Annotated in this window: 21 protein-coding genes; 5 read left to right on the top strand and 16 right to left on the bottom strand. The window is 61.0% G+C overall.

Annotated elements, in window-relative coordinates; translation table 11 throughout:
- From RRH01S_RS14235 to RRH01S_RS14225, 3 genes are all read left to right on the top strand, one after another.
- A partial coding sequence (locus tag RRH01S_RS14235; RefSeq protein WP_042472145.1) for an ABC transporter permease subunit occupies positions 1 to 236 on the top strand: 236 nt, incomplete at its 5' end.
- A complete protein-coding gene (locus RRH01S_RS14230) occupies positions 233 to 1,108 on the top strand; it encodes an ABC transporter permease (protein WP_015917701.1) in 876 nt (291 codons plus the stop codon). The genes RRH01S_RS14235 and RRH01S_RS14230, both read left to right, overlap by 4 nt.
- On the top strand, positions 1,105 to 2,805 hold the full coding sequence (locus RRH01S_RS14225; protein WP_015917700.1) for a dipeptide ABC transporter ATP-binding protein: 1,701 nt from the start codon (positions 1,105 to 1,107) through the stop codon (positions 2,803 to 2,805). The genes RRH01S_RS14230 and RRH01S_RS14225 overlap by 4 nt, the downstream gene beginning before the upstream one ends.
- A gap of 34 nt (positions 2,806 to 2,839) precedes the next feature.
- Here the strand turns inward: RRH01S_RS14225 and RRH01S_RS14220 are convergent, their stop codons facing one another.
- On the bottom strand, positions 2,840 to 3,238 hold the full coding sequence (locus RRH01S_RS14220; protein WP_007692918.1) for a winged helix-turn-helix transcriptional regulator: 399 nt from the start codon (positions 3,236 to 3,238) through the stop codon (positions 2,840 to 2,842).
- A gap of 97 nt (positions 3,239 to 3,335) precedes the next feature.
- On the opposite strand from RRH01S_RS14220, the gene RRH01S_RS14215 reads away from it, so the two are divergent.
- Positions 3,336 to 4,313 (top strand): quinone oxidoreductase family protein, encoded by a 978-nt coding sequence (locus RRH01S_RS14215; RefSeq protein WP_034516173.1) that lies wholly within the window; start codon positions 3,336 to 3,338, stop codon positions 4,311 to 4,313.
- 12 nt (positions 4,314 to 4,325) lie between these two features.
- Here RRH01S_RS14215 and RRH01S_RS14210 read toward each other — a convergent pair whose 3' ends face one another.
- Genes RRH01S_RS14210 through RRH01S_RS14195 form a run of 4 tightly spaced genes read right to left on the bottom strand, consistent with a single transcriptional unit; the run spans position 4,326 to position 9,388 of the window.
- Positions 4,326 to 6,113 (bottom strand): ABC transporter ATP-binding protein, encoded by a 1,788-nt coding sequence (locus RRH01S_RS14210; RefSeq protein WP_015917698.1) that lies wholly within the window; start codon positions 6,111 to 6,113, stop codon positions 4,326 to 4,328.
- A gap of 8 nt (positions 6,114 to 6,121) precedes the next feature.
- Complete coding sequence (locus RRH01S_RS14205) at positions 6,122 to 7,147, bottom strand: glycosyltransferase family 2 protein (protein WP_042472140.1); 1,026 nt, start codon at positions 7,145 to 7,147, stop codon at positions 6,122 to 6,124.
- A gap of 1 nt (position 7,148) precedes the next feature.
- Positions 7,149 to 8,252 carry a glycosyltransferase family 2 protein gene (locus RRH01S_RS14200; protein ID WP_015917696.1) on the bottom strand — a complete coding sequence of 368 codons (1,104 nt, stop codon included), beginning with the start codon at positions 8,250 to 8,252 and terminating at the stop codon, positions 7,149 to 7,151.
- Positions 8,252 to 9,388, bottom strand: a complete 1,137-nt coding sequence (locus RRH01S_RS14195) for an acyltransferase family protein (protein ID WP_042472135.1) — start codon at positions 9,386 to 9,388, stop codon at positions 8,252 to 8,254. The genes RRH01S_RS14200 and RRH01S_RS14195 overlap by 1 nt, the downstream gene beginning before the upstream one ends.
- A 572-nt stretch (positions 9,389 to 9,960) precedes the next feature.
- On the opposite strand from RRH01S_RS14195, the gene RRH01S_RS14190 reads away from it, so the two are divergent.
- A complete protein-coding gene (locus RRH01S_RS14190; RefSeq protein WP_007692927.1) occupies positions 9,961 to 11,268 on the top strand; it encodes an MFS transporter in 1,308 nt (435 codons plus the stop codon).
- Positions 11,269 to 11,343: 75 nt separating this feature from the next.
- Here RRH01S_RS14190 and RRH01S_RS14185 read toward each other — a convergent pair whose 3' ends face one another.
- From RRH01S_RS14185 to RRH01S_RS14135, 11 genes are all read right to left on the bottom strand, one after another.
- Entirely contained in the window at positions 11,344 to 12,642 is a 1,299-nt protein-coding gene (locus RRH01S_RS14185; RefSeq protein ID WP_007692929.1) for an LLM class flavin-dependent oxidoreductase, read from the bottom strand.
- Between the two features lie 30 nt (positions 12,643 to 12,672).
- Entirely contained in the window at positions 12,673 to 14,013 is a 1,341-nt protein-coding gene (locus RRH01S_RS14180; protein WP_015917692.1) for an MmgE/PrpD family protein, read from the bottom strand.
- 11 nt (positions 14,014 to 14,024) lie between these two features.
- Positions 14,025 to 14,813 (bottom strand): amino acid ABC transporter ATP-binding protein, encoded by a 789-nt coding sequence (locus tag RRH01S_RS14175; RefSeq protein ID WP_007692933.1) that lies wholly within the window; start codon positions 14,811 to 14,813, stop codon positions 14,025 to 14,027.
- A gap of 10 nt (positions 14,814 to 14,823) precedes the next feature.
- Positions 14,824 to 15,597 (bottom strand): amino acid ABC transporter permease, encoded by a 774-nt coding sequence (locus RRH01S_RS14170; RefSeq protein WP_007692935.1) that lies wholly within the window; start codon positions 15,595 to 15,597, stop codon positions 14,824 to 14,826.
- Positions 15,594 to 16,343, bottom strand: a complete 750-nt coding sequence (locus tag RRH01S_RS14165; protein WP_015917690.1) for an amino acid ABC transporter permease — start codon at positions 16,341 to 16,343, stop codon at positions 15,594 to 15,596. Before RRH01S_RS14165 ends, RRH01S_RS14170 begins: the two co-directional genes overlap by 4 nt.
- A 30-nt stretch (positions 16,344 to 16,373) precedes the next feature.
- On the bottom strand, positions 16,374 to 17,216 hold the full coding sequence (locus RRH01S_RS14160; RefSeq protein WP_007692945.1) for a transporter substrate-binding domain-containing protein: 843 nt from the start codon (positions 17,214 to 17,216) through the stop codon (positions 16,374 to 16,376).
- A 343-nt stretch (positions 17,217 to 17,559) separates the two neighbouring features.
- Entirely contained in the window at positions 17,560 to 18,453 is an 894-nt protein-coding gene (locus RRH01S_RS14155; protein WP_015917688.1) for a MurR/RpiR family transcriptional regulator, read from the bottom strand.
- A 92-nt stretch (positions 18,454 to 18,545) separates the two neighbouring features.
- Positions 18,546 to 19,505 (bottom strand): ABC transporter substrate-binding protein, encoded by a 960-nt coding sequence (locus tag RRH01S_RS14150; RefSeq protein WP_015917687.1) that lies wholly within the window; start codon positions 19,503 to 19,505, stop codon positions 18,546 to 18,548.
- A gap of 8 nt (positions 19,506 to 19,513) precedes the next feature.
- A complete protein-coding gene (locus RRH01S_RS14145) occupies positions 19,514 to 20,566 on the bottom strand; it encodes a FecCD family ABC transporter permease (RefSeq protein WP_015917686.1) in 1,053 nt (350 codons plus the stop codon).
- Complete coding sequence (locus RRH01S_RS14140) at positions 20,563 to 21,597, bottom strand: FecCD family ABC transporter permease (RefSeq protein ID WP_015917685.1); 1,035 nt, start codon at positions 21,595 to 21,597, stop codon at positions 20,563 to 20,565. The genes RRH01S_RS14145 and RRH01S_RS14140 overlap by 4 nt, the downstream gene beginning before the upstream one ends.
- Entirely contained in the window at positions 21,594 to 22,439 is an 846-nt protein-coding gene (locus RRH01S_RS14135; RefSeq protein WP_015917684.1) for an ABC transporter ATP-binding protein, read from the bottom strand. The genes RRH01S_RS14140 and RRH01S_RS14135 overlap by 4 nt, the downstream gene beginning before the upstream one ends.
- Positions 22,440 to 22,767: the final 328 nt, after the last annotated feature.

Here is a 22,767-nt window from a genome sequence, read left to right as displayed (position 1 = left end):
CCTCCACCCTGACCGGTACCCTTTTTGCCAGCACGCTCGGCGGCTCCATTCTCACCGAAACGGTCTTCGGCCGATCCGGCATCGGCCAGATCACGCTGCAGGCTATCAAGACCCGCGACATGCCGCTGGTGCTCGGACTGGTGATGCTGTCGGCCTGCGTTTTCGTCATCATCAACCTGCTGGTCGATGCCCTCTATCTGCTGATCGATCCTCGTCTACGGAGAGTGCCACAATGAGCAGTGCGGAACTATTCGATGCGGCGCTACGCCGGCGTCAAGATGGTGGCGCCGGCGCTAATCCTTGGCTGGCACCCGGCCTGCTCATCCCGCTCGCCATTGTGGTGGTTCTCACGGTCGCCATCTGGGAGCCGCAATGGTTCACAGCTTTCGACCCCGAAGCGGTGGACACGGATGCGATATTGATGCCGCCGGATTTGCGGCATTGGTTTGGGACCGACGAACTCGGGCGCGACCTCTTCTCCCGCGTTGTGCACGGAACATCGCTGTCGCTTGCAATCGGCATCGGTGCCACATTGATCGCCACCCTGGGCGGTATACTGCTCGGCACGGCAGCAGCACTTGCGCCGAAGGCGGTCAGCCGCATTCTGGTGCGCCTGATCGATATTCTGCTTGCCTTTCCCGAAATACTGCTGGCGCTGCTGGTGATCGCAGTGCTTGGACGCGGGCCTTTGAACACGCTGCTTGCCGTCGGTTTTTCCAGTGTCGCCTCCTATGCGCGGCTGGTCCGTTCGCAGGTGATGCAGGTGAAGCTTTCGGGCTATGTCGAGCACGCCGTCACGCTCGGGGAGCATGCCTGGACAATCATCACCCGCCATATCGTGCCGAATACCATCCGTCCGCTGTTGATCCTGGCAACGATTGGGGTCGGGAGTTCCGTCCTCTCCGCATCGGCGCTGAGCTTTCTCGGCCTCGGCGTCGTGCCGCCGGCACCGGAATGGGGCGCGCTGCTGGCAAACGGCCGCAATTTCCTCGACATCGCTCCCTGGACCAGCCTGTTGCCGGCGACGGTAGTGGCCATCTCCGTGATCTCGATCACCCTTCTCGGCCGCCGGCTGCAGAACCTCTTGTCCAAGGGGGACGCCCGTTGAACCTGGATAACACCATCCTGCGGAGCCATTTCGCGGCTGTTCCTTCAAGCCCCGTGCTATTGGAGGTAAAGGGGCTGAGCGTAACCTTTCCGACACCGCGCGGTCGGGTTCAGGCGGTAAGGGACGTTTCCTTTCAGATCGCAGCCGGAGAAATCCTCGCGCTCGTCGGGGAATCCGGGTCGGGAAAATCGGTGACGGCGCGTGCGCTCGTCGGGCTTGCCGGCTCCCGGGCCGACGTTCGGGCGGAAGCGATGACGCTTGTCGGCCATGATGGACAAGCGCTGGATCTTCTAGGTCTTTCCGAACGATCCTGGCGTCAGCTTCGTGGGCGAGAGATCGGCTTCGTTCTGCAGGATGCCTTGGTCTCGCTTGATCCCCTGCGCACGGTCGGTCGCGAGGTTGCCGAGCCGATCCTGGCGCACCGTTTGCTGCCTCGATCGCAAGTGGCTGAGCGTGTCGAGGAGTTACTCGGTCGCGCTGGCATCCCCGATCCGAAGGTTCGCGCCGCCCAGTATCCGCACGAGCTGTCCGGCGGGTTGCGGCAAAGAGCGCTGATCGCTTCGGCGCTGGCTGCCCAGCCGCGCCTGCTGATCGCCGACGAGCCGACCACGGCACTGGATGTGACGGTGCAGCGGCAGGTCCTCGCGGTTTTCAAGGAGCTGGCGCAGGCGGGTCATGCCGTTCTCATCATCACGCATGATCTCGCGGTTGCAGCCCAGCTCGCCGATCGCGTGGTCGTGATGCAGAATGGCCAATTGGTGGAGGCAGGTCCCGCGCGCGAGGTGCTGTCCGCGCCGCTGCATGATTATACGCGCCGCCTGCTGGCCGCCGTGCCAACGGCCGCGACCCGTGGCCGCTGGCTCAGCGCAAGCGAAGGCGCGCCTATCCGCCGGGAGGTCGCGGAGGCTGAAACGCCGCTCCTGGAGATCCGCAATGTCTCGGTGGGTTTCAAGCGACCCGACGGCAGCCGGTTTGAAGCGGTCAGGCAGGTTTCGCTCGACGTTGGCCGGGGTGAAACGCTCGGCATCGTCGGCGAGTCCGGTTCCGGCAAGACGACGCTCGGCAAGGTGGCGCTGGGGCTACGACACGCGGTTAATGGCGATGTGCTCTTCGAAGGCAAGCCGTGGAGCGCACTTCCGGAAGCCAAGCGGCGGCCCCTGCGCAGCTTGATCCAGACTATCAGTCAGGATCCTCTCGGCTCTTTCGATCCGCGCTTCACCGTGGAGCGGATCATCGACCAGCCATTACGGCTGCGCGGGAAGCTCGACCGAGTGGCGCGGCGGCGGAGAATAGCGGAACTGATCGAACTCGTAGGCCTGTCGCCGGAGCTTTTAGCGCGCCGGCCGAACACCTTGTCCGGCGGCCAGCGGCAGCGCGTGTCCATTGCCCAAGCGCTTGCAGCCGAACCGAAACTGCTGATCTGCGACGAGCCTGTTTCCGCGCTGGATGTCACGACCCAGGCCCAGGTGCTGGACTTGCTGGTTGATCTTCAGGGACGGCTGGGATTGTCGATGGTCTTCATTTCGCATGATCTCGGCGTGGTGCAGCATATGAGCCATCGCATCGCCGTCATGAAAGACGGCGTGGTTGTCGAAACCGGATCGGTGGAGCAGATTTTCGATCAGCCGCAACATCTCTATACGCGCGACCTGATTGCCTCAGTGCCCTCACTTTCGGCACCCGGGGAACGAATATAACCGGCATGCCGACCGCAGCATTCGCGACTGCCCGTCAGGCTGCGGTCCTCGCGTAAGTCCGTCCGGCTCTTGGATGGACGATGCAATCGGCCAGCTCATCCGCTTCGTTTTGTTCCTCCGCATGGCGCTGGCCCCATCGGCAAAGCGCCAGCAATACGGGTTCCAGACCCAGCCCGAGATCCGTCGCCGTATATTCCACGCGGGCAGGGACCTCCGCAAAGATTTGCCGCCGGACGAGCCCATGCTCCTCCATTTCCCGCAGTTGCTGGATCAGAACCTTCTGCGTGATGTCGGGCATCATTCGCTTCAGCTCGGACAGGCGTTTCGGGCCGTCGAAGACATAATAGAGAATGACCGGCTTCCAGCGGCCGGCGATGACTTTCAGCGCGCGTTCGACGGGTAGTTTCGGCAGTCTTTTCATCGGATCCGCCATGGTCACCTCCTGGTGGGTAGGGAACGAAAGGGTGTGTATTTTGGCGCGGAGTCCATAGGTAAAACCTGCCTCACAGCATTTCAACGTGAGGTCTGCCATGAGAGCCGTTCAGTTCAGTCGCTTCGGTCCGCCGGATGTCCTTGATGTCATCGAAATACCCGTTCCGGAACTGGCGCCGGGCGAGGTTTTGGTGCGCGTCCATGCGGCAGGGGTCAACTACTTCGAAGTGTTGATGCGGGCCGATCGCTACGCCGTCACGCCCGAGCTGCCGATGATCCCGGGCGTTGAAGTGGCGGGTGTCGTCGAGCGGGTCGGCGAGGGAGCCGATCCGGATTTGCTTGGTGTTCGCGTCGGCGTTCCGCTGTTCGCGCTGGGGCGCGGCGGCGGCTATGCGGAGTTCATTGCCGTCGATGCCACGTCTTTGGTCCACCTGCCGGATCACATCGGCTTTGACGATGCCGTGGCATTGATGGTGCAGGGATTGACGGCACTGCATATGACGCGGCGCAACCCGCCGACGGGCAAGAGCGTTCTCGTGACCGCAGCTGCCGGCGGCGTCGGTTCGTTGCTCATGCAATTGGCCAAGCGGGAAGGCGCGCGGCAGGTGATCGCTGCGGCAAGTACGAAGGAAAAACGAGATATTGCCTTGTCGCTCGGCGCCGATCTGGCGATTGACTACGGCGAAGCGAATTGGGCTGATGTCGTCAGAGCGCTGACCGACGATGTCGGCGTGGATATCCTCTACGACGCTGTCGGCGGCTCCGTGACGAAAGCGGCATTGGCGGCGCTGGCGCCGGCTGGGGAATTGGTCTTCGCCGCGCTCGGCCGTTTCGATCTCGACAAGGCCGATATGGATCAGTTGTTCTCACAGAACCAGTCTCTGAAAGGTTTCGCCCTGCTGCCCCTGCTTTCCCCGGACAATATCAGGTCCGATCTTACGGAACTCTTTGAGCTTGCCGCCAACCAACGAATCCGTGTTCTGCAAGGCGGGCAGTTTTCGCTGCGCGAGGCTTGGCGCGCGCATGAGGCGATCGAGCGCCGTGCCGTTAGCGGGAAGATCGTCTTGGTTCCCTGAGGACCATAGATTCTAATGCTTCTCGAGCATCCCATGCTCGTAAAGCTGATCCATGCTCAAGGAGGCGACGGCGGCAAACGGGGTTTGGTTGCGGACGCGGCCACCGCCGAGGATGACGATTTCGTCGCAGAATGAAATGGTGCTGCGATGATGGCTGATGACGATGGTCGTGCGGCGGCCGGCTCTCGACTTCAAGGTCTCGACGATGGCCGCTTCCGACAATCCGTCCACGGCGTTGGTGGCCTCGTCAAGGATCAGGATATCGGGATCACGGACAAGCGCCCTCGCCAGCGCTATTCGCTGCCGTTGGCCCGCCGATAGGCTTGCTCCTCTGTAGCCGACGACCGTTTGATATCCGTCGGGCAGCTTCTCGATAAATTCGTGCGCCTCGGCAAACCTGGCTGCGCTCTCCGCCTCGGCAAGCGAGGCATTTTGTCCATAGGTGATATTTTCCAGGATCGTGCCGTCCACAAGCTCCAGATCCTGGCTGGCAAGCGCAATTCTACCCCGCCACTGGGTCGGATCGATCCGGCTCAATGGCAATCCGTCGATGAGAATGTCGCCGTCGTCGGGCTCGACAAACCGGCAGAGAAGATTGACGATTGTGGTCTTTCCGGCGCCAGACCGGCCGATAATCGCCGTCGAGCAACCCTGGCGGATTTCGAAGCTGGCGGAGCGCAACACCAGGGGCCGGGAGCTGGAGCCTGGATATTTGAAGGTCACCCGGTCGAATTTGATATGCTGGCGGAGTTCATGTGCTGGTTCCTGTCCCGTCGGCGGCTTCGGCTTATCGGAGGAATCCAGTAGCCATCGGACCTCCTCCAGAGAGCCGCTCCAGCCCTGCACCTGGCTCCATCCCTGCTGCAAGGCGCGCACATGCGGCTGCAGCCTGTAGAGCAGGACCACGAAAGCAACGATGATCGGAAAGCTTATGCCCCAGAGCCATGCGCTCACGACCACCGCCAGGAAGAGCGCCGAATGCAGCACTTCGGTCAGCGGCGGTAAGATGCCCTGACGGGTCTGGAGGACGAATCCCGCCTTGCGCACGGCATTCGACGCCCCGTCGAATATGGTTTTCTCGCGCTCTTCCTGCCCGAATATGCGGATGAGTCGTCCGGCATGAACAAGATGAAGCATTCTGGTGGCAAGCTCGTTGTTGAAGGAGGTGACATCGCGGCTGGGCAGTTTGAGCCCGGCCGACAGAACCGCATGCGCGATCTGGACAAGGACGAGGCCAACGGCGACGCAGAGCGTCATCTGCCATGACAGAAGCAGCAGGAAGGCCAGAAGAATGATGGCGGCCGATGCGTTCACGATGGCCGCAAGCGCTGTCTGTATCGCATCCGACGCCCGCCATGATTCATTGGAAATGATGTTCAGCAGCCGCCCCGGACTTTCCTGCAGGAAGAACGGGTATCCGATCTTCAAAAGCTGGTCGGCGAGGGCGCTTCGGATCGCATGGCCGGCTTTGCCGTAGATGAAGTTGGTCAGCACGGTATTGGCGAAGGCCAGGACATTCTTCAGCGTGATCAATGCAAGCACGGCAGCCGTGATGACCAGCAACCTTTGCCGATCATCCAGGCTGGATCCCACCTGCTGGAATGCGGCGGAGAGGCCGCCCATTCCCGACGGATCCTTCTGGCCGCCTATAATGCCGAGCATGGGAATAATCAGGCCGATGCCTGCGCCCTCCAGCACCGCGCTGCTTAGCCCCAAAACGACCACGATCGGAAGCAGGCGTGTTTGCCGGCCCAATGCGTGGCGTAATAGCTGCAGGCCTGGCAGGAAGAATTTCAGCATGGCGGATATCACCTCAGCGAACGAGCTGCCTGTTTGATCTGGTTTACGTCCGGCTGCTCCCGCCGGCCGGTCACAGTGAGACGCACGAATTCGGCGGCGCCCAGCAAATTCATGAATATGATCGGCCAGTGCGATAGCGAGACTTCCGGGTCAAAACGAGATCCACCCAACAGCTCTTGCCAGGCCGACCGAAGGGTCCAGCAAAAGTGACGCAACAACCACGGTGCCTTGAACATGTGCTTCAGGCAAAGCCCTCCGTTTCCAAGGCTGTAGCTTCGATGAAGCCGCTCGATCGCTTCGCGTGTATCCCGCCCATGATAATGGAAAACAGTCATGTCGGGCACATATTCGATCGGGATGCCGAGTTGGAAGGCGCGGACCAGATAATCGGTATCCTCGGCGGATTGCAGGGCGGCGCCGGCGCCGAACCGCTCATCAAAGAGACCGACGCGCATGGCGACTTCGCGGTGCATGGTCATGTTGCAACCCAGTATGAAGCCGCCGGGATGGACGTCCGGGCTGAAAAACGCGCGCTCCGGCGATCGCTTGATCGTGAAGGGCAGATCACGGGCGCTGCCGAGTTCGACGCGGCCGCCCCGAACGATATATTGCTCGTCGGTCACATAGTGTCGCTCCAGGTCTTGTAGGTAGTGATCGTCGATCTCGCAGTCATCGTCGATGAAAATCAAGATCTGGCCGCGCGACCGCTCCATGCCCGTATTGCGGGCGGCCGCTAAACCACGGCGCGGTTCCATCACCGGTATGATCGTCATGCTCGAGGTCGCAGCGATATGGGCCAGACGCTCGGTGGTATCGTCGGTCGAGCCATTGTCGACCACCACAAGTTCGCTCGCCATCGTCGCATGTGAGCGACAGGCGACCTCGATCGACCGGATGCAGGCTTCGAGCGCTGCGGCGCGGTTGCGGGTGCAGACGATAAAGCTCGCCACGGGACCGTACCCTCCGGAAGAGGATGGAACCTTGGCGGCTTTCTGCGCGTGCTCTCGCACTATGTCGGGGCGTCCCCCCGCCATGCTATGCTAGACCCTGAAGCGGTGGCACCGCTTTGATAGGCACTGATTGCCTATACCGTGCCAGCGCGTCCAATTGCGTGCTTGCCTCGCCCCAGACGCGGCTGCACCATGGCGCATAGGCGCCGGCGCGAAGGCCGTACCGTTCCCGGCGCCGGATAAGGTGCCATTTTCCGGTGCGCGTCAGGAATGCGTGCGTCAGTTGTGGTTGCTTCTCGTCAGCGATGAGCTGGTAGAGGAAGTAGAAGAAGCACAAAGCACCGTCTTCATAGCTTGACGACGGTGCCTTGGTACGGGTCGCGATTTTCTCTTCCATGGAGACAAGACAGTCGGCGACGCGGCGAACCGTGTCGGGCGTTACCATCGCACCGATGTCGTGGAGAGCGTCCGGATCGTCGATCAAGGATTCCCGCAGAAGATTCTCGGCGGCGATCTTCAGATGGGTCCGGCGCATTTGCCGTTTATGCTTGTTCGTGACGCTCTCGTCGTGAATGCGGTATGCGACCAGGCTCTCCTCGATCATGGCGGCCGGAAACTCTCGCGTAATCCGTCGGAACAGATCGAAGTCTTCCGCATGCACATAGCTTGCGTCATACATCAGCATGCCTTGGGGGATGACATTGCGATTGTACATCACGGTCGAGTGCATGAAGACGGTGTAGAACATCGACAGTACATGCCAGTCCGCTGAAAGATGGATCGGGTTTTGCGTGCCGCGCACGACACGATTGCCGATGAGCCGGTCGATGCCCGTGCCACTGATCGCCAGCTCGGGCCGCTGCGTGAACAAGGAAACCTGTCGCGAGAGGCGTGTCGAATAGGAAATGTCGTCGGCATCCATCCTGGCGACAAAGTCGCCTTTCGCCAGGGTCATGCCTTCGTTCAAGGTTGCGATAAGGCCACGGTTCTCCCGCGAGACGATACGGATGCGATCATCCGCCTTTCGGTAGCGTTGCAGGATATCCAGCGATCGATCGGTGGAGCCATCGTCGATTGCGATGACATCGAGGCGTTCGTGATCCTGGCGCAGGATGCTTTCGATCGCCGCGGCAAGATAAAGTTCGCCGTTGTAGACGGGCAGTACGACGGAGACCAATGGAACAGTCATTATTCAGCTCGCATGCTTATTGGAGATCGGAGGTCTGGACCGCCCGCAATCGCGGTTGGCGTGGCAAGGGCATGGTCTTTCGCGACCACGTAAGGGAAGTAGCGCTTGAGATTGTTGAGTGGCTTTTCGAACATCACCCAGGAGATCGAGGCGAGCATTAACGTGGCCGCACTGCCGATGGCGAAGCGGGCAAGACCTTGTTCCGAGACATTCATCGGAATCCAGGGCTGAGCCTTGACGATCAAGGACAGGACGATCGGATGGAAAAGGTAAATGCCGTAACTGATGCGCCCAATGGCCATTATAGGCGGGAGTTCGAGCAGCCGGCCGAGGGGGGGCGTTAGCCCTGACGAACAGCAACCGACCAGCGTGACTAGCGGCATGAGCGGCAAAACCTCGCTGCCGATCCAAACTGTCCAGTCGAGCAGCGGTGTCATGGGTTCTGATCTCAGCCACAGTGCGATGACAGCCGCGGCTGTAAGCGGCATCCAGCTTAGCCGCATCCATTGCGGCCAGGCATCGGTCCTGCCACGATAAGCCGCGAGCAGCGCGCCTGCCGCCAGGGCGTCCATCGACGCCGAGGGAAGCAGATCGCGCATGAGCGAAGGCGTTCCCGTCAGGGGCCAACAGAGGCGGTAGGCGATCGAGCATGCAATGACGGCGACGCAGATCCGTTCGATCATCCGGCGTGGTGCCAACAGCATCACCAGCGGCCAGGCAATATAGAATTGCTCCTCGATGCTGAGGCTCCAGGTGTGACACAGAATCCAGGGCGTCCATTGATCGCGAATGGCATACCAGTAGTTTGACAGATAAAGCGCGTGCCATTTCAGGCTGCCGCGGGCGCCCTCGAGGTTGACGAACCAAACGAAGCCCAGCAGCGCGAAGTAGGGAGGGAATATACGCAGCGCGCGGCGAATATAGAATGATTTCAGCGCGGTGGCCGGCTCATATTGAACGGCGGAGCGCGCATCCAACAACAGTCGCGTGATCAGGAATCCACTGATCACAAAGAAGAGACGGACACCGAGATGCCCCCAAAAATTTCCGTCGGCCGCGACGAAATGTGCGTATAGCACCATTGTGACAGCAAGAGTTCTCAGCCCGTCCAATTGGCGGTCGCGTGTATTCGACATAGACACCCCCGGTTTTCAGCCTTTGTCGGACACTCTCCTTGACGGCGCCAACTCCCCAATATTGTTCTTGTCGTTTGCGTTTTACACTTCTTCCTAAGCCCCGTGTGGACCGGCAAAACGCCAAGCGCCTCCCGAGCGTTCATGAGCGAATCCGGCCAAACTGTGACAAATTTCACTAAATTAACCGACGGCAATCACATGTTTGAAACATACGAGCATCCTGCTGGCATTCGGAGTTATTTTTGCCCTGCGGCGCTCCAAATATCCGTCGTGTGCCTTCCATATCAGGCGCTACGGCAGAACGGAATGCCGCAACCATCATGTTAGTTTTGATCTTCTTAGGTCAATCCAATGCGGTAATTTCCAAACTAAGAGATATTTCGTCGGAAAATACATCCGACTGGTGGTCGTCGGTGGCGCGTTTTGCCGCCTGCAGCGACTTTTCCTCTATTGCCAGTGGATGGGGAGGCGGAACGCACGCGGGCCGTCTTGTTTTTTCAATCGCTTTTAGATTGAAAACCACCGGGCTGCGCTATCTACATGGTCCAGCTTTGCCCCAGGGAGGAAATGACGTGGTTGACGAAAAACAGCTTATCTCCAAGATCACTTGGAGACTTATGCCTTTTCTAGGTATTCTCTATCTTATCGCCTATATCGATCGCCAGAATGTCAGCTACGCGAAACTGGAAATGGTTGGCGCTCTGGGCATGAGTGAATATGCCTACGGCCTGGGCGCGTCGTTGTTTTTTATCGGCTATTTCCTGTTCGAAGTCCCGAGCAACCTGCTCCTCGACAGGTTCGGTGCGAGCAAGTGGTTTGCGCGCATTCTGGTGTCCTGGGGCATTGTCACGGTCGCATTGGCTTATACCCAGAACCCGACCATGTTCTATATTCTGCGCTTCCTGCTCGGCGCTTGCGAAGCGGGTTTCTTTCCGGGTGTCCTCTATCTCCTGACGCTTTGGTATCCCTCGGCCTATCGCGGCACCATGGTCGGGCTGTTCATGATCTTCAGTGCCTTGGCCAATGCGATCGGAGCGCCGATCGGTGGCCTTCTGCTGGACATGGACGGCCTCTATGGTCATGCCGGGTGGCAATGGGTCTTCATCGTCACCGGTATTCCAGCCATCATCGCCGGATTCGTAACCTTCTTCTATCTGTCCGATCTGCCGGAAAAGGCGGGCTTTCTCAGCACTGACGAAAAGAAGTGGCTCAAGGATCGGCTTGCCGCTGAAAATGCAGGCATGGAGCAGCATGCATCCGACGGCTTCAAGGCTCTGATCAATCCGCGCGTTCTGTTGATGGCGATTTGCTATGTCGGCTTTCCGCTGGCAGCCTACGGCCTCAGCTATTGGCTGCCGACCATCGTCAAGGGCTTCGGGGTCAGCAACACCACCAATGGGTTCCTGAACATCATTCCCTGGTTGCTCGTCGCGGTCGCTCTTTATGTTGTCCCGTCGATGGCGGACAAGGCCGCCTCCAAGACGCCCTATATAGTCGTTTCCGCATTGACGGGAGCTGTGTGCCTGGTGCTGTCGGCGGTCATTCCCAATCATACGCTGCAGTTCGCATTCCTCTGCGTCGCCGCAGCTGGCATCTTCGCCGGACAGCCGGTTTTCTGGAGTCTGCCGTCACGGTTCCTGCAAGGGGCTGGTGCCGCTGCAGGTCTGGCGGCGATCAACTCCATCGGCAATCTCGGAGGTTTCGTCGCGCAGAACGTCGTGCCGTGGATCAAGGACACCACCGGAAGCACCATCGCACCGATGTTCTTCCTCGCCGGCTGCCTGACGATAGCCGCCGTGCTGGTTCTGTTTGTCGGGCGCGTGGTGGCTCGCGCCTCAACATCGCGCGATCTGAAAGGCACAGGCGCCTCGCGCATCTGATCGGTCGCAAAAAGGCCCGCTCTCCAATCTGAAGAGCGGGCCTCAAACCTACCGGTTTCGAACCGACGGAGTGTCTCAGCCGAGGGACGGTCGGGGAATGCCGAGATGGTCGCGCAAGGTCGTGCCTTCATATTCGGTACGGAAAAGACCCTTTTCCTGCAGGATCGGCACCACTTCGCGGGTGAAATCCTCAAGCCCGCCCGGGAAGAAGGGCGGCATGACGTTGAAGCCGTCGGCGGCGCGGTTTTCGAACCATTGCTGCATGCGCTCGGCAATCTCGATTGGCGTGCCGAGGACAATGTGATGGCCGCGGCCGGCGGCAACCCGCAGGGCAAGCTCGCGGATCGTCAGCTTCTCGCGGCGTGCAAGCTCGGTCAGCAGTTCGGCGCGGCTGCGCAACTGGTCCGAAATCGGCAGATCCGGCAGCGGGCCGTCGAGATCATAGTCGGCGAGGCTGTGGCCGATCCGTTCTTCGAGAAGCGGCATGGCGCTCTTGATGTCCGTCCAGCGATTGAGGACATCGAGCTTCTCGCGCGCTTCCGCCGCCGTCCTGCCGATCACCGGCAGGAAGCCCGGCATGACCGCCACGCTATCAGGATCGCGTCCGAAGCCGGCAACCCGGCCCTTGAGGCTCTTGTAGAAGGCCTGGGCTTCGTCGAGGCTTTGCTGTGCGGTAAAGACGATGTCGGCGGTGCGGGCGGCGAGATCCTGGCCCGGACCGGAGGAGCCTGCCTGGATCAGGACCGGTTGCCCCTGCGGGGAGCGCGGAATGTTGAGCGGTCCCTTGACCGTATAGTACTTACCCTTGTGATCGAGCACATGCACCTTGGACGGATCGGCATAGACACCGTTTTCCTTGTCCTTACGGAAGGCATCGTCGTCCCAGCTGTCCCAGAGCCCGCGCACCACATCGACGAACTCCTCCGCCACGGCATAACGCTCGTCGTGTTCCGGGTGGCTCTTGGAAAAGTTGGCGGCGGTGCGCGCATAGGAGGTCGTAACGATGTTCCAGGCAGCGCGGCCGTGGCTCAGATGATCGATCGAGGCAAAGGCGCGGGCGAGATGATAGGGTTCGCCGTAGGTGGTCGATGCCGTGGCGGCAAGGCCGATCTTGTCGGTGACCATGGCAAGCGAGGCAAGCAGGGTCAGTGGCTCGAAGCGCGCGATCATCGATGGGTGTGCGTCGACGCCGCTTGTCAGACCGTCGGCCAGAAACAGCATGTCGAATTTGGCCGCTTCCGCCATTTGCGCCACGCGGCGCAGCAGGTCGAAGTTCTCGCTGCCGGCTTCGGCGTCCGGATGGCGCCAGCCGGAGACGTGATGACCGGCTCCCTGCAGGAAAAGGCCGAGATGGATCTTGCGGGTTTTGCTCATGGTTTCATGCCTTGGAATTGCGGAAAAGGTTCAGGTCAGCCGCTGGCCGAGCAAATCGAGGAGGCGATAGAGATCATCCTCGCTCCGCATCGTCCCTGCAAGCTCTGGAACGGCTGAAACGGCCGGATGCTTGCCGGTGGCGCCGCGGAATTTGTCGGTTGGGTCGGTGACGCCGGGCAGCCCCTTGAACTCGCGGGTCAGTCGCTCGCCATTGGTGAGGAGCACATCCGCGATCACGAAGCGTGTCTTCGGGTCACTGGACAGGCGAGGGGCTGCCTCGTCATGGCGGCGTCGTACGCGGCGGGCGACCGCCATCAGATCTTGGCGCACCGGCGTCTCGCCGAAATGGTCGATCCGGAGTGCTCCGTCGATCACGGCGGTCGCAAAGACATATTCGGCGCTGAAGCGCGCATCGATTCCGGTGGTCGGGTTCGTCACCACCAGCGCGGCATCCCCGCCCGGCGGGAAGGTGATGGTGACGGACTCGATCGCGTCCGCACGCAAACCTTCCTGATGCAGTTGAATGCCGATCACGCCGACGGGATGGCTTGCCGTGCAGCACGGAAAGGCCTTCAGCGTCAGTCCGGGCGAGACGATCTGCCAGGGCGATCCCCAGCTCTCCACTGTGGCCTGTGGACGCTCTTCGCCAAAGGCGAATGCGGAGAAGAAGCCGATGGGATTATCGAGGAAATCCCTGGCACCGCCGAAGCCTGCCTTGGCGAGCCTGGCGGACAAGAGACCGGAGCGAGCGGCCATGCCGGCGTGGTAGGGCTTTGCATCATAGCCGAACTGCAGGCGTAATCCGCTTGAATGAGTGGCGGCAAGCCCAAGCGCCACGGCGGTCTCTTCGACGGAGTAGTCGAGCACATGGGCGACGGCCGCCGCGGCACCGATCGTGCCGAGCGTCGCGGTCGCATGGAAGCCGTTCTCGTAGTGCTTGGTGCCGAGCGAAAGCCCGAGGCGAGCCATGGCTTCAAGCCCCACGATGTAGCCGGCAGTCAGTTGCTCGGCGGAAAGCCGGGTTTCCGAGGCAAGCGCCAGAAGTGCGGGAACGATCACCGTCGTCGGATGGCCGCGCACGCTTGAATGCACATCGTCGTAGTCGAGCACATGCCCGGCATGGGCATTGATGAGCGCGGCCGTCAGGGCATCGGTCCTGCGCTCTTGCCCGACAATCACGGCATTGCCGTCGCCGGGGGAGAGCTGATCGAGCAGGATCAGCGTCGTGCGATCGAGCGCGCCACCAAAAGCGCAGGCCAGCCAGTCGATAATCGCGGTGCGTGCCGCCTGAAAGGCGGCTTTGTCCTTCAGAGGCTCGGACGAGACGATGGCCTCGGCAAAGGCTGTGGTAAGCGGAAAGACCTTGTCCATAATCGATCCCTTCAGATGCCTTCGCCGTCTTCCAGAGCGCCACGCGCGCCAGCCAGTCCGTTGACGAAACGGCGGATGCGCGGATTTGCGGACTTCTGGAAGATGTGCTCAGGCGGTCCCTTGTCGACGATGAGGCCGTTTTCAGTGAAGACGACGACGTCGCTGATTTCCTCGGCAAACCGCATTTCGTGCGTGACGAGAATGCTGGTCATACCCTCCTTCACGAGGTCTCGTATAACGGCGAGCACTTCGCCGACGGTTTCCGGATCGAGCGCTGAGGTGACCTCGTCAAACAGGACGAGATCCGGCCTCATGGCCAGCGCGCGGGCGATCGCGACGCGCTGCTGCTGGCCCCCGGAAAGCTGGCCCGGATACATCTGTGCCTTCTCGGAAAGGCGCACGCGCGCCAGAAGATCCTTCCCGTGACGCTCGGCCTCTGACCGATCAACGCCGAGGATACGGATCGGGGCGAGGGTGATGTTGTCGATGACCGTCAGATGCGGAAACAGATTATACTGCTGGAAGACGATGCCGATCTTCTGGCGCAGCTTGATCCTGTCCGTTTCGCTGGTCATTTGATCGACGCGTGCGCCATTGACGGTAATGCGGCCGGATTGCGGCGTCACCAGCGCGTTGATGCAGCGCAGGATTGTCGACTTGCCGGATCCGGAAGGGCCGATGATCGAGACCGTCTCGCCTCGCGCCACTTGCAGGTCGATCCCCTTCAATACCTCGGTAGGCCCGAAGGACAGGTGGACGTCCGCCAGTTCGACGATCGGATTGGTCGCGGCTTGGCTCATGCCCAGCTCCTCATACTTTCAGGCGCCGCTCGAGGCGGCGCGTCAGGCTGGAAATAGGATAGCAAAGAACGAAGAAGGCCGTCATCACCACGATATAGGCAAGCACAGTGAAATCCAGCCGACGAACGGCAGTGCTTGCATCCGTGGCGGCGTGCAGAAGCTCATGCACGCCGACGAGCGAGGCAAGCGCCGTTCCCATGGTGATGGAGGCGAAGAGGTTCATCCAGGGCGGCAGCGAGCGGCGGGCGCATTGCGGCAGGATGATCCAGCGCAGCGCTTGCAGCCGGGAAAAACCAAGCCCCTTGGCCGCTTCCCATTGCGTCGTCGCGATCGATTGAATGGCCCCGCGCGTGATTTCGGCCACATAGGCGCTGGCCGGGATGGCAAGCCCGATCACCGCCTTCAGCCAGTCGGGGAAGGGCAGGTAATGGCCGGCGATCACGATTTCGAAGGGGAAGATGTAGGTCGTGGCGAAGATCAGGACCAGATGCGGCGCATTGCGGAAAACCTGCACATAGAAGACGACCGGATAGCGGACGATCTTCAAGGGCGCGAGTTCCAGAATGCCGAGGATTACGCCGAGCGTCGTCCCACCCGCCATGGCGAGTAGGCTGATCAGGATATTCATGAGGAAGCCGGTGCCGAGATAAGGCAGCCACTCGATAAGGGTCGACAGGAGCGACAGATCGGCAAGCAGCCAGAGGGCGGCAAGGATGATGAGCGCACCGAACAGCCATGGCAGCCGGCCGTGCGCCGACGCGGAGAGGATCTTGGTGTTGGTCATGATCCCACCCCGAATCCCGGCACGGCCAGGCGCTTCTCGACCCAATGGCCGATCCGGGCGACCGCCAGGTTGATGGCGCTGAAGAACAGCAGGATGACGATCATCAGCTCGACGACGTTGTCGCGCTGCGTCCAGACCATGATCGAGGCATAGGTGATCTCGCTCACCGCGATCGCATTGCCGACGGTCGTGAGCTTCACCAGATTGATCAGATTGTTGACGAGGGCCGGTAGGGAGGCGCGGATCGCCAGGGGTGCTTCCACGAACCTCAGGATCTGCAGGCGGCTGAAGCCGATGGCGCGGGCTGCCTCCACCGTCTGCTCCGGCACGGCCTCGATGCCGGCGCGAATGGCGTCGGCGTGCAGGGCGGCCACATGCAGGCCGACGACGGCCACAACCCAGAAGAAGGGCGAGAGTGGATTGTTCTGCGCACCGCCGAGGATGTTGGAGACGAGCGTGTTCAGCACGAGGAAGCTGAACATCAGCTGCACCAGCGTCGGTGTATTGCGGGTGATCTCGATGAACGCCCGGACGGGTGCGGATACCAACTTGCGGCTGGATGTCAGCATGGCCGCAAAGAGGAGGCCGAAAGCAAGACTGACCGGAATCAGGAGCACAATGAGATAAAGCGTGGTGATAAAACCACCACGCCAGATCTGTGCCTCATAACCGCTGGAGAGGAACTCGTAATGGAGCCCGATCTTGCCCGTCCAGTCTATGAATGCCTGAAGAAGGGTATTCCCCATGAGCAGCCTTGCTTCAAGCGACGGTAAACGTCACTTGCCTTCGCTCTCGAGCTTCTTGTGCTCTTCCTCGAGATAGGAGGTATTGAGCAGCCGGTTGGCCTTCGCATATTCAAGCAGCTTGCCGTTGGCATGCAGCTCGCGGATGATCTTGTCGAGCGCATTGCTCGTATCGGTCTCGCCCTTGCGCAGCCAGATCACGGAATCGGATGGGATGAGTTCGGTGGGGAAGAGGATGGTGTAGTCCTTCCATTCTTCCGGGCGGTCCTGGAGGAGAAGGCCGACGGTGGCGCCGACATGGACGGCGGCGACGCAATTGCCACCCTGCAGCGCCAGCAGCGATTCCGGCTGGCTGGGCAGGGCCTTCACTTCGGCGCCATATTGCTCGATGAGCGGCTGCGTGTAGTTCGAACCCTGCGATACGCAGACGGCCTTGCCCTTCAGATCGCTCCAGTCCTTCAGGCCGCTGTCCTTGCGGCCGACGGCTGCGCCGCCGCTGCGGTCGTAAGCCGTCGGGACATAGTCGAGAATCTTGGCACGCTCTTCGGTGTACTGCATGTTGGCGATGAGGATATCCACCTTGCCCTGCTGCAGGAACTGCACCCGGTTCGGCGGCGTGACCGTCACCGTTTCCAGCTTGACGCCGAGCTTGTCGGCCAGCGCCTTGGCGATGTCGATATTATAGCCCTTCTGCTCCTGGCCGGCCGGATCGATATAACCGAATGGCGCGCCGGACAGGATGACGCCGACCGTTAGCGAGCCGCGTCCCTTGATGCGGTCGAGTGTGGCATCCGCATGAGCGATCGTGCTGAAAAGCGCACCGATGGAAAGAGCGGCAGCAAAAAGTGTCGCCGAAGTTCGCTTGGCAAAGTTCATGGGTTTAAAACTCCTTGTCGGCGCGGAAACTAGAGAGGCAGGCGGAAACGGGCGAGGAATCGCATGCTATTTCTTTGAGCTTCTTAGAACGAATTACCCACATATTATATGGGTTTTAATACAATCGCTTTGTCGTTGGAACTCGTTGCAGGCTTAGCCGGGGCGTTTGTATTCCTGTTGCTGGGAGGGCGCTTTCATGCCGACGGCCGGGCGCTCCGCGCGGGAGAGGCTCGTCCTTCGACGCCCGTCAAGCTGCCGGGTAGCGCCAGGAATATCGTCTAGATGCAAAAGCCTCGGCTGATCTGGTATTTTCGTTAATTATCAGATTGATAAATCATGTTTCTCAACGTTTGCTTGGGCGGATGGAACTACGCAGATTGATAAGGCGATCGAGGGATTGCAGCGTCGTTTCCTGGGCTGCGGTCGCAAGTGCCAGCATCATCGATTCAAGGCAAACGAGGGTCGGGCCATGGAGCGCGACATGCTCGACCTTGGCGCGGGGAATGATGATCGACGCATCGGCATGCTTACGTAGCACCGTATCCTCCTGTCCGAGCAGCATGACGATCGGGATGCCGAGGCGCTGGGCCTCGGTGATGGTCGTCATGCCTTCGCGGTGCGCCCGGCCATAGGCCATCATGATCAACGCATCGCCTTCTTCCATGGTCAGAAGCTGTTCGGCGAGCGCAATCCCGGTGAGGTTCAACGCATAGGAGGGGTAGCCATTGCGGGAAAAGAGACGGGCGGCATAGGTCGCGAGCACGCCGGAGGCGCCGATGCCGAAAATGCCGATGCGCTTTGCTCGGAGAATGACCGCGATGGCATCCGCCATGCCTTGACGATTGGATGGTGCGGAGAGGGCTTCCATGGCATTGCGGTGATCGTTGATGACGAAATCGATAGCGGAATCGACGCTACTGTTCAGCTCCCGCGCTGTCGTTGCCATCTTCTCGGAGGGCGAATCCGTTTCGCCGATATGGGCCTCCAGCGTGTCCTTGAGGTCGAGCAACCCTTCGAAACCCAGCGCCTGTATCGCGCGGATGACCGTCGCGTCGGAGGTGCCGGTCTCGTTGGCAATTTCGAGCGCGGACTTGCCTAGGATGGCGTGGCGATGCTGGTCGATAAAATCGGCGACGCTGAGCAGGCTCGGCGACAGGGAGGCGCGGCGGTTCTTCAGCCGTTCGCCGAAGCGGTCGATCCGGCGCGTCTTCTTTTGATTTCTGGAGGCGGCGTCCATGGCCGGGTGATACCTTCATTACATAGTCATGTTAAGGAAGGCACATTGTCCTATTCTGACGGATTTTGAAAGTCTTGGGCGGGTCCCTGTTGCTATTGCTTCAAGCCGGGACGCCCGGCAACATGTGACTGCACCATCGAAACCATCAGATTGAGCGCCGCATAGGAATTGGAGATCGCCTCCTCGCGCGGCAACAGGATGTAGCGCCCCTCGCGGCAGGCGGCGAGGAACTGGCAATAGTCCGGGAGCACCTTGTTCATCGCAGCGATCTCCTCGGCCGGCGTGCCGCCGGTGTCAGACCGGTAGGTATCAAAGATGAAATCGGCGTCGAGCTCCTGCAGCCGCTCCGCGCTGACCTCGATCCGCCCGCCCTCGGGGATCTTTTCGATAATGTCGGGAAAGCGGAAACCGGCATCGCGCAGTACGCGGCCGAGCGCGCGGTAAGTATGATAGATGCTGATCTTGCCGTTCTGCGCTTGCAGTATCGAGACGGTGATCTTGGACGGATCCACCACCTGTTTCAGCTCCTCGATCTGCGCGCGGTAACGCCGGTCGAGAATGGCGAGCCGGTCCTGCGTGCCGGTGAGATCGGAGAGGCGCTCGTAGATATGCGGCGCGCTGCCGACGGTGTTGTCGATAACGACGGTCGGCGCGATCTTCTCCAATTGTTCGACCGGCGTCGCGCGGCCGGGTTCGGTGATGATGAGGTCGGGCTTTGCCGCGACCACGGCCTCGAGATCGACAGTGACGGCGCCGATATAGCGCATGCCGGAATTGTCGAAATCGATACCGGTCAGGATCGAGCCGGAGCGTAGATAGGCCTTGCCGTCTGTGCCCGTGCGACCGTGGCTCGCGACCGGGCGAACGCCGAGCTCGAGCAACGGGATGGTGATATCGAGATCATGCATGGAGACGATCCGCAGCGGATGCACCGGCACATCGACCTTGCGGCCCAAATCATCGGTGAAAACGCGCTTTTCGATATCCTCTGCAAGCAGCGGGCCTGCGGTGAAGGCAAGCACGAGAAGTGCGGCGGTAAAACGTCTAAACATGACAATCCTCAAAGAAGGTTGCGGCTCTTCCAGAGCAGAAGCAGAAGGACGGGAACGCCAACGATCGCAAGCACGATACCGGCGGGAAGCTGGAGCGGCGCGAAGGCGAGGCGGCCGATGCTGTCGGCGATCAGCACCAGGGCTGCACCGAACAGCGCGCTGCCGGCCAGAAGCACCGACTGGCCGCCGCCACGGATCGCCAGCCGCGCCATATGCGGGGCGATGAGGCCGACGAAACCGAGGCTGCCGACGCAGGACACACAGGCGGCGGTCAGAAGAACAGGCGCGACGAAGCGCAGGATCGAGAGCCGCCGCAGCGATACGCCGAGCCCAATGGCCATGGGATCGCCGAGCACGGCGGCGTCAGCCGCGGCTGCGGTCAGGAACAGAATTGCGGCGCCAAGAGTGGCGCAGACAAGCGCGATCGGCACAACGTCCCAGGAAACGGCATTGAGACTGCCGGCAAGCCAGACCATGGCCGTCTGGACATCGCGGATATCCGAGGTCGTCAGGATCACGGAAAGGGCTGCCGACATCAGCCAGGAAACCCCGATGCCGATCAGCACGAAGCGCATGCGTGTCAAGTCACGCGCGAGCGAGGCGACGAGAAGCGCGCTCAGAAACCCGCCGGCCATGCCGACGAGGGGCCTGAGATAGAGGCCCGCCGACGGCACGAACAGGATCAGCGTGATCACCGAGAGGCTAGCGCCTTCCTTGACGCCGAGCAGACCGGGATCGGCGAGACCGTTGCGGGTCAGCGCTTGCAGGGCGGCTCCCGAAAGCCCGAGCATCGCGCCGCAAAGCACCGCCATGATGATGCGCGGCAGCCGGAAATCGCGGATGATCTGATGACTTTCGCCGGTCGCCTGAGCCGGGTCGAAGAGCACCGTCAGGAGTTCGCGGAAGCCTGCCTCATGGCTGCCGAGTGGAGCGGTGACCAAGGCCATGGCAACAACGAAAAGGCAAAGCAGAACAAGCACGACACAACTGCGCATATGGACACGGCGCGACATCGGCCCCAGAACCACGAGATGATAGCCGTTCTGTCGCGCAACGCTCATCGGAAATACCTTGAGGCGGCGAATATGAAGACCGGCGCGCCGATGATGGCGGTCATGATACCGGTTGCCAGCTCGTGCGGGCTCATCAGCATCCGGGCAGCGATATCGGCGGCCAGCAGCAGGGCCGCTCCACTGAGCGCCGCAAGCGGCAGAGCGAACCGGAGATCGCCGCCGGAAAGCTGCCGGGCGGCGTTGGGAACCATAAGGCCTATGAAGCCGATCGGGCCGGCGACCGAGACGGAAGCACCGCAGAGAAGCGCCGTGGCGGCAAGCCCGATCAGTCGGGTGCTCTTGACCGGCACGCCAAGCCCGGCCGCCGCGGCATCGCCGAGTGCCAATGCATTCAGACGCGGTGCAATCAGGAAGGCAAGCAGCATTCCCATGAGGATGGGAGCAAGCGCCGCTCCGATCAGCTCATAGCCGATCCCGGCGAGATCGCCGGCAAGCCAGAGCCGCATCTCCTGCAATGTCTCTTCATCGAGGATGAGGATTGCCGAGGTGAGGGAGGAGGCGAGCGCTGACAGCGCGATGCCGCAGAAGGTGACCTTCAGCATGGTCATTCCGGCGCGGCCGGCGGAGGAGAGCGCGAGGACCGCGGCAAAGAGCAGACCGGCGCCGAGTGCCGCCACCAGTGGGCGGGCAAGTCCACCGGCCAGAAACGGCAGGCTGCTTGTCAACACGACGGCAAGACTTGCCCCGGCATTGAGGCCGAGAACATGCGGCTCTCCCAGCGGATTGCGCAGCAGCGATTGCAAGAGGAGACCGGCAATACCGAGGGCGGCGCCGACGAGAAGAGCGGCGGCAAGCCGGGCGAGCCGCAGCTTCACCAGGATCTGATGTTCGAAATTATGGCTGTCGAAGGCGAAGACGGCATTGAGCAGCGTTGCCGGTGCTACCGGCCGCGCACCGATGCCGGCATGGATCGAGGCCAGCACGAGAATGATCGCCGCCAGTGCCATGAGGGCAAGAAGGCTGCGCATCGGGCGCGCGCGCCGCGGCGTGGAACTGGCTGAAACCGGGATCGCGCTCATCTCTCCCTCTTGGCCCCTTTGGTCGAGGGAAGGAAAAGCGGTAAGCCGGTTTCCGGATGCGCGAGACGAACCACCTCGGTGTTGAAGACGTCGCGAATGAGCGCGGCACTGCATTCGCCGGGGTGCTCGGCAATGCCGGCAATCTCACCGTCCTTCAGGAAGATCAGGCGGTCGGCATATTGAAGTGCGAAATTGAGATCGTGCAAAACGGCGACGATGGTACGTCCGTGTTCGCGGGTGAGGTGCCGCAAGAGGTCGAGGACTTCCACCTGGTAATGCAAGTCGAGGAACGTGGTTGGTTCGTCGAGCAGGATGACGGGCGTCTCTTGCGCCAGTGCCATGGCGATCCAGCAGCGCTGGCGTTGGCCGCCGGAAAGGCTGTCGACTGGCCGGCCGGCGAAGTCCAGCGTGTCAGTCACTGTCAGCGCATGTTGAACGGCCTCTTCGTCAGCTTCCGTCCATTGCTTGAGGAAACCCTGATGCGGATAGCGCCCGCGCGAGACGAGATCGTAGACCGTCAGCCCTTCCGGCAGCAGCGGGCTTTGCGGCAGAAGACCGAGCCTGCGCGCCACCTCGCGCGTCGGCATGGCGTGCAATGCCTTGCCGTCGAGATTGATCGTCCCGCCCATCGGCTTCAGGAGCCGCGCCATGACCGACAGCAGCGTCGACTTGCCGGAGCCGTTCGGCCCGACGAGCATGGTCATGGTGGCTTCCGGAATGGACAGCGAAATGCCGTCGAGGATCAGCTGCTTGCCATAGCCCGCAGAGACGCCTTCGACGGTCAGCAGAGGCGTGGCCGCTCCGTCCGGTCGCTCCGAAATCTCTTTCTGTCCTTCTCGCATGCACTCTTTCGCGTCTGTTTCCGTATCAAGGGAAAGTATTCCTGAGTGTAGTAGTCAAATTTCCAGCGTTGTAAATTCCGTGGATTCTTCGCGGCAGTAGGCGGAGGACGGATTGGGAGGCCAGTCGGGGATGATGTCGGAAGATAAGAAAAATTCCGTATCTTACTGAAAAATATGTAATTTCCGAATGATCTACTTGAGTAAATGGATGTGTTTCATTCATTCGTGCCTAACGCCGCCGCGTCCGGTCGGAAAGAATTCATCGAATTAAAAGTTGACTACTACATTCAAGAAAAGAATAAGCCGCCAAACCCACGGTCACGGGGGT

The sequence above is a fragment of the Rhizobium rhizogenes NBRC 13257 genome (genome assembly GCF_000696095.1).
Lineage (GTDB): Bacteria > Pseudomonadota > Alphaproteobacteria > Rhizobiales > Rhizobiaceae > Rhizobium > Rhizobium rhizogenes.
This window is presented reverse-complemented; position numbering and strand designations above follow the sequence as displayed.

Excerpts from the sequence above, each read along its gene's own strand:
- RRH01S_RS14205 (WP_042472140.1), bottom strand. The coding sequence starts at position 7,147 with ATGGCGGGGGGACGCCCCGACATAGTGCGAGAGCACGCGCAGAAAGCC.
- RRH01S_RS14180 (WP_015917692.1), bottom strand. The coding sequence starts at position 14,013 with ATGGACAAGGTCTTTCCGCTTACCACAGCCTTTGCCGAGGCCATCGTC.
- RRH01S_RS14210 (WP_015917698.1), bottom strand. The coding sequence starts at position 6,113 with ATGCTGAAATTCTTCCTGCCAGGCCTGCAGCTATTACGCCACGCATTG.
- RRH01S_RS14175 (WP_007692933.1), bottom strand. The coding sequence starts at position 14,813 with ATGAGCCAAGCCGCGACCAATCCGATCGTCGAACTGGCGGACGTCCAC.
- RRH01S_RS14165 (WP_015917690.1), bottom strand. The coding sequence starts at position 16,343 with ATGGGGAATACCCTTCTTCAGGCATTCATAGACTGGACGGGCAAGATC.
- RRH01S_RS14220 (WP_007692918.1), bottom strand. The coding sequence starts at position 3,238 with ATGGCGGATCCGATGAAAAGACTGCCGAAACTACCCGTCGAACGCGCG.
- RRH01S_RS14185 (WP_007692929.1), bottom strand. The coding sequence starts at position 12,642 with ATGAGCAAAACCCGCAAGATCCATCTCGGCCTTTTCCTGCAGGGAGCC.
- RRH01S_RS14195 (WP_042472135.1), bottom strand. The coding sequence starts at position 9,388 with ATGTCGAATACACGCGACCGCCAATTGGACGGGCTGAGAACTCTTGCT.
- RRH01S_RS14200 (WP_015917696.1), bottom strand. The coding sequence starts at position 8,252 with ATGACTGTTCCATTGGTCTCCGTCGTACTGCCCGTCTACAACGGCGAA.
- RRH01S_RS14160 (WP_007692945.1), bottom strand. The coding sequence starts at position 17,216 with ATGAACTTTGCCAAGCGAACTTCGGCGACACTTTTTGCTGCCGCTCTT.
- RRH01S_RS14215 (WP_034516173.1), top strand. The coding sequence starts at position 3,336 with ATGAGAGCCGTTCAGTTCAGTCGCTTCGGTCCGCCGGATGTCCTTGAT.
- RRH01S_RS14155 (WP_015917688.1), bottom strand. The coding sequence starts at position 18,453 with ATGGACGCCGCCTCCAGAAATCAAAAGAAGACGCGCCGGATCGACCGC.
- RRH01S_RS14145 (WP_015917686.1), bottom strand. The coding sequence starts at position 20,566 with ATGAGCGTTGCGCGACAGAACGGCTATCATCTCGTGGTTCTGGGGCCG.
- RRH01S_RS14140 (WP_015917685.1), bottom strand. The coding sequence starts at position 21,597 with ATGAGCGCGATCCCGGTTTCAGCCAGTTCCACGCCGCGGCGCGCGCGC.
- RRH01S_RS14150 (WP_015917687.1), bottom strand. The coding sequence starts at position 19,505 with ATGTTTAGACGTTTTACCGCCGCACTTCTCGTGCTTGCCTTCACCGCA.
- RRH01S_RS14135 (WP_015917684.1), bottom strand. The coding sequence starts at position 22,439 with ATGCGAGAAGGACAGAAAGAGATTTCGGAGCGACCGGACGGAGCGGCC.
- RRH01S_RS14170 (WP_007692935.1), bottom strand. The coding sequence starts at position 15,597 with ATGACCAACACCAAGATCCTCTCCGCGTCGGCGCACGGCCGGCTGCCA.
- RRH01S_RS14230 (WP_015917701.1), top strand. The coding sequence starts at position 233 with ATGAGCAGTGCGGAACTATTCGATGCGGCGCTACGCCGGCGTCAAGAT.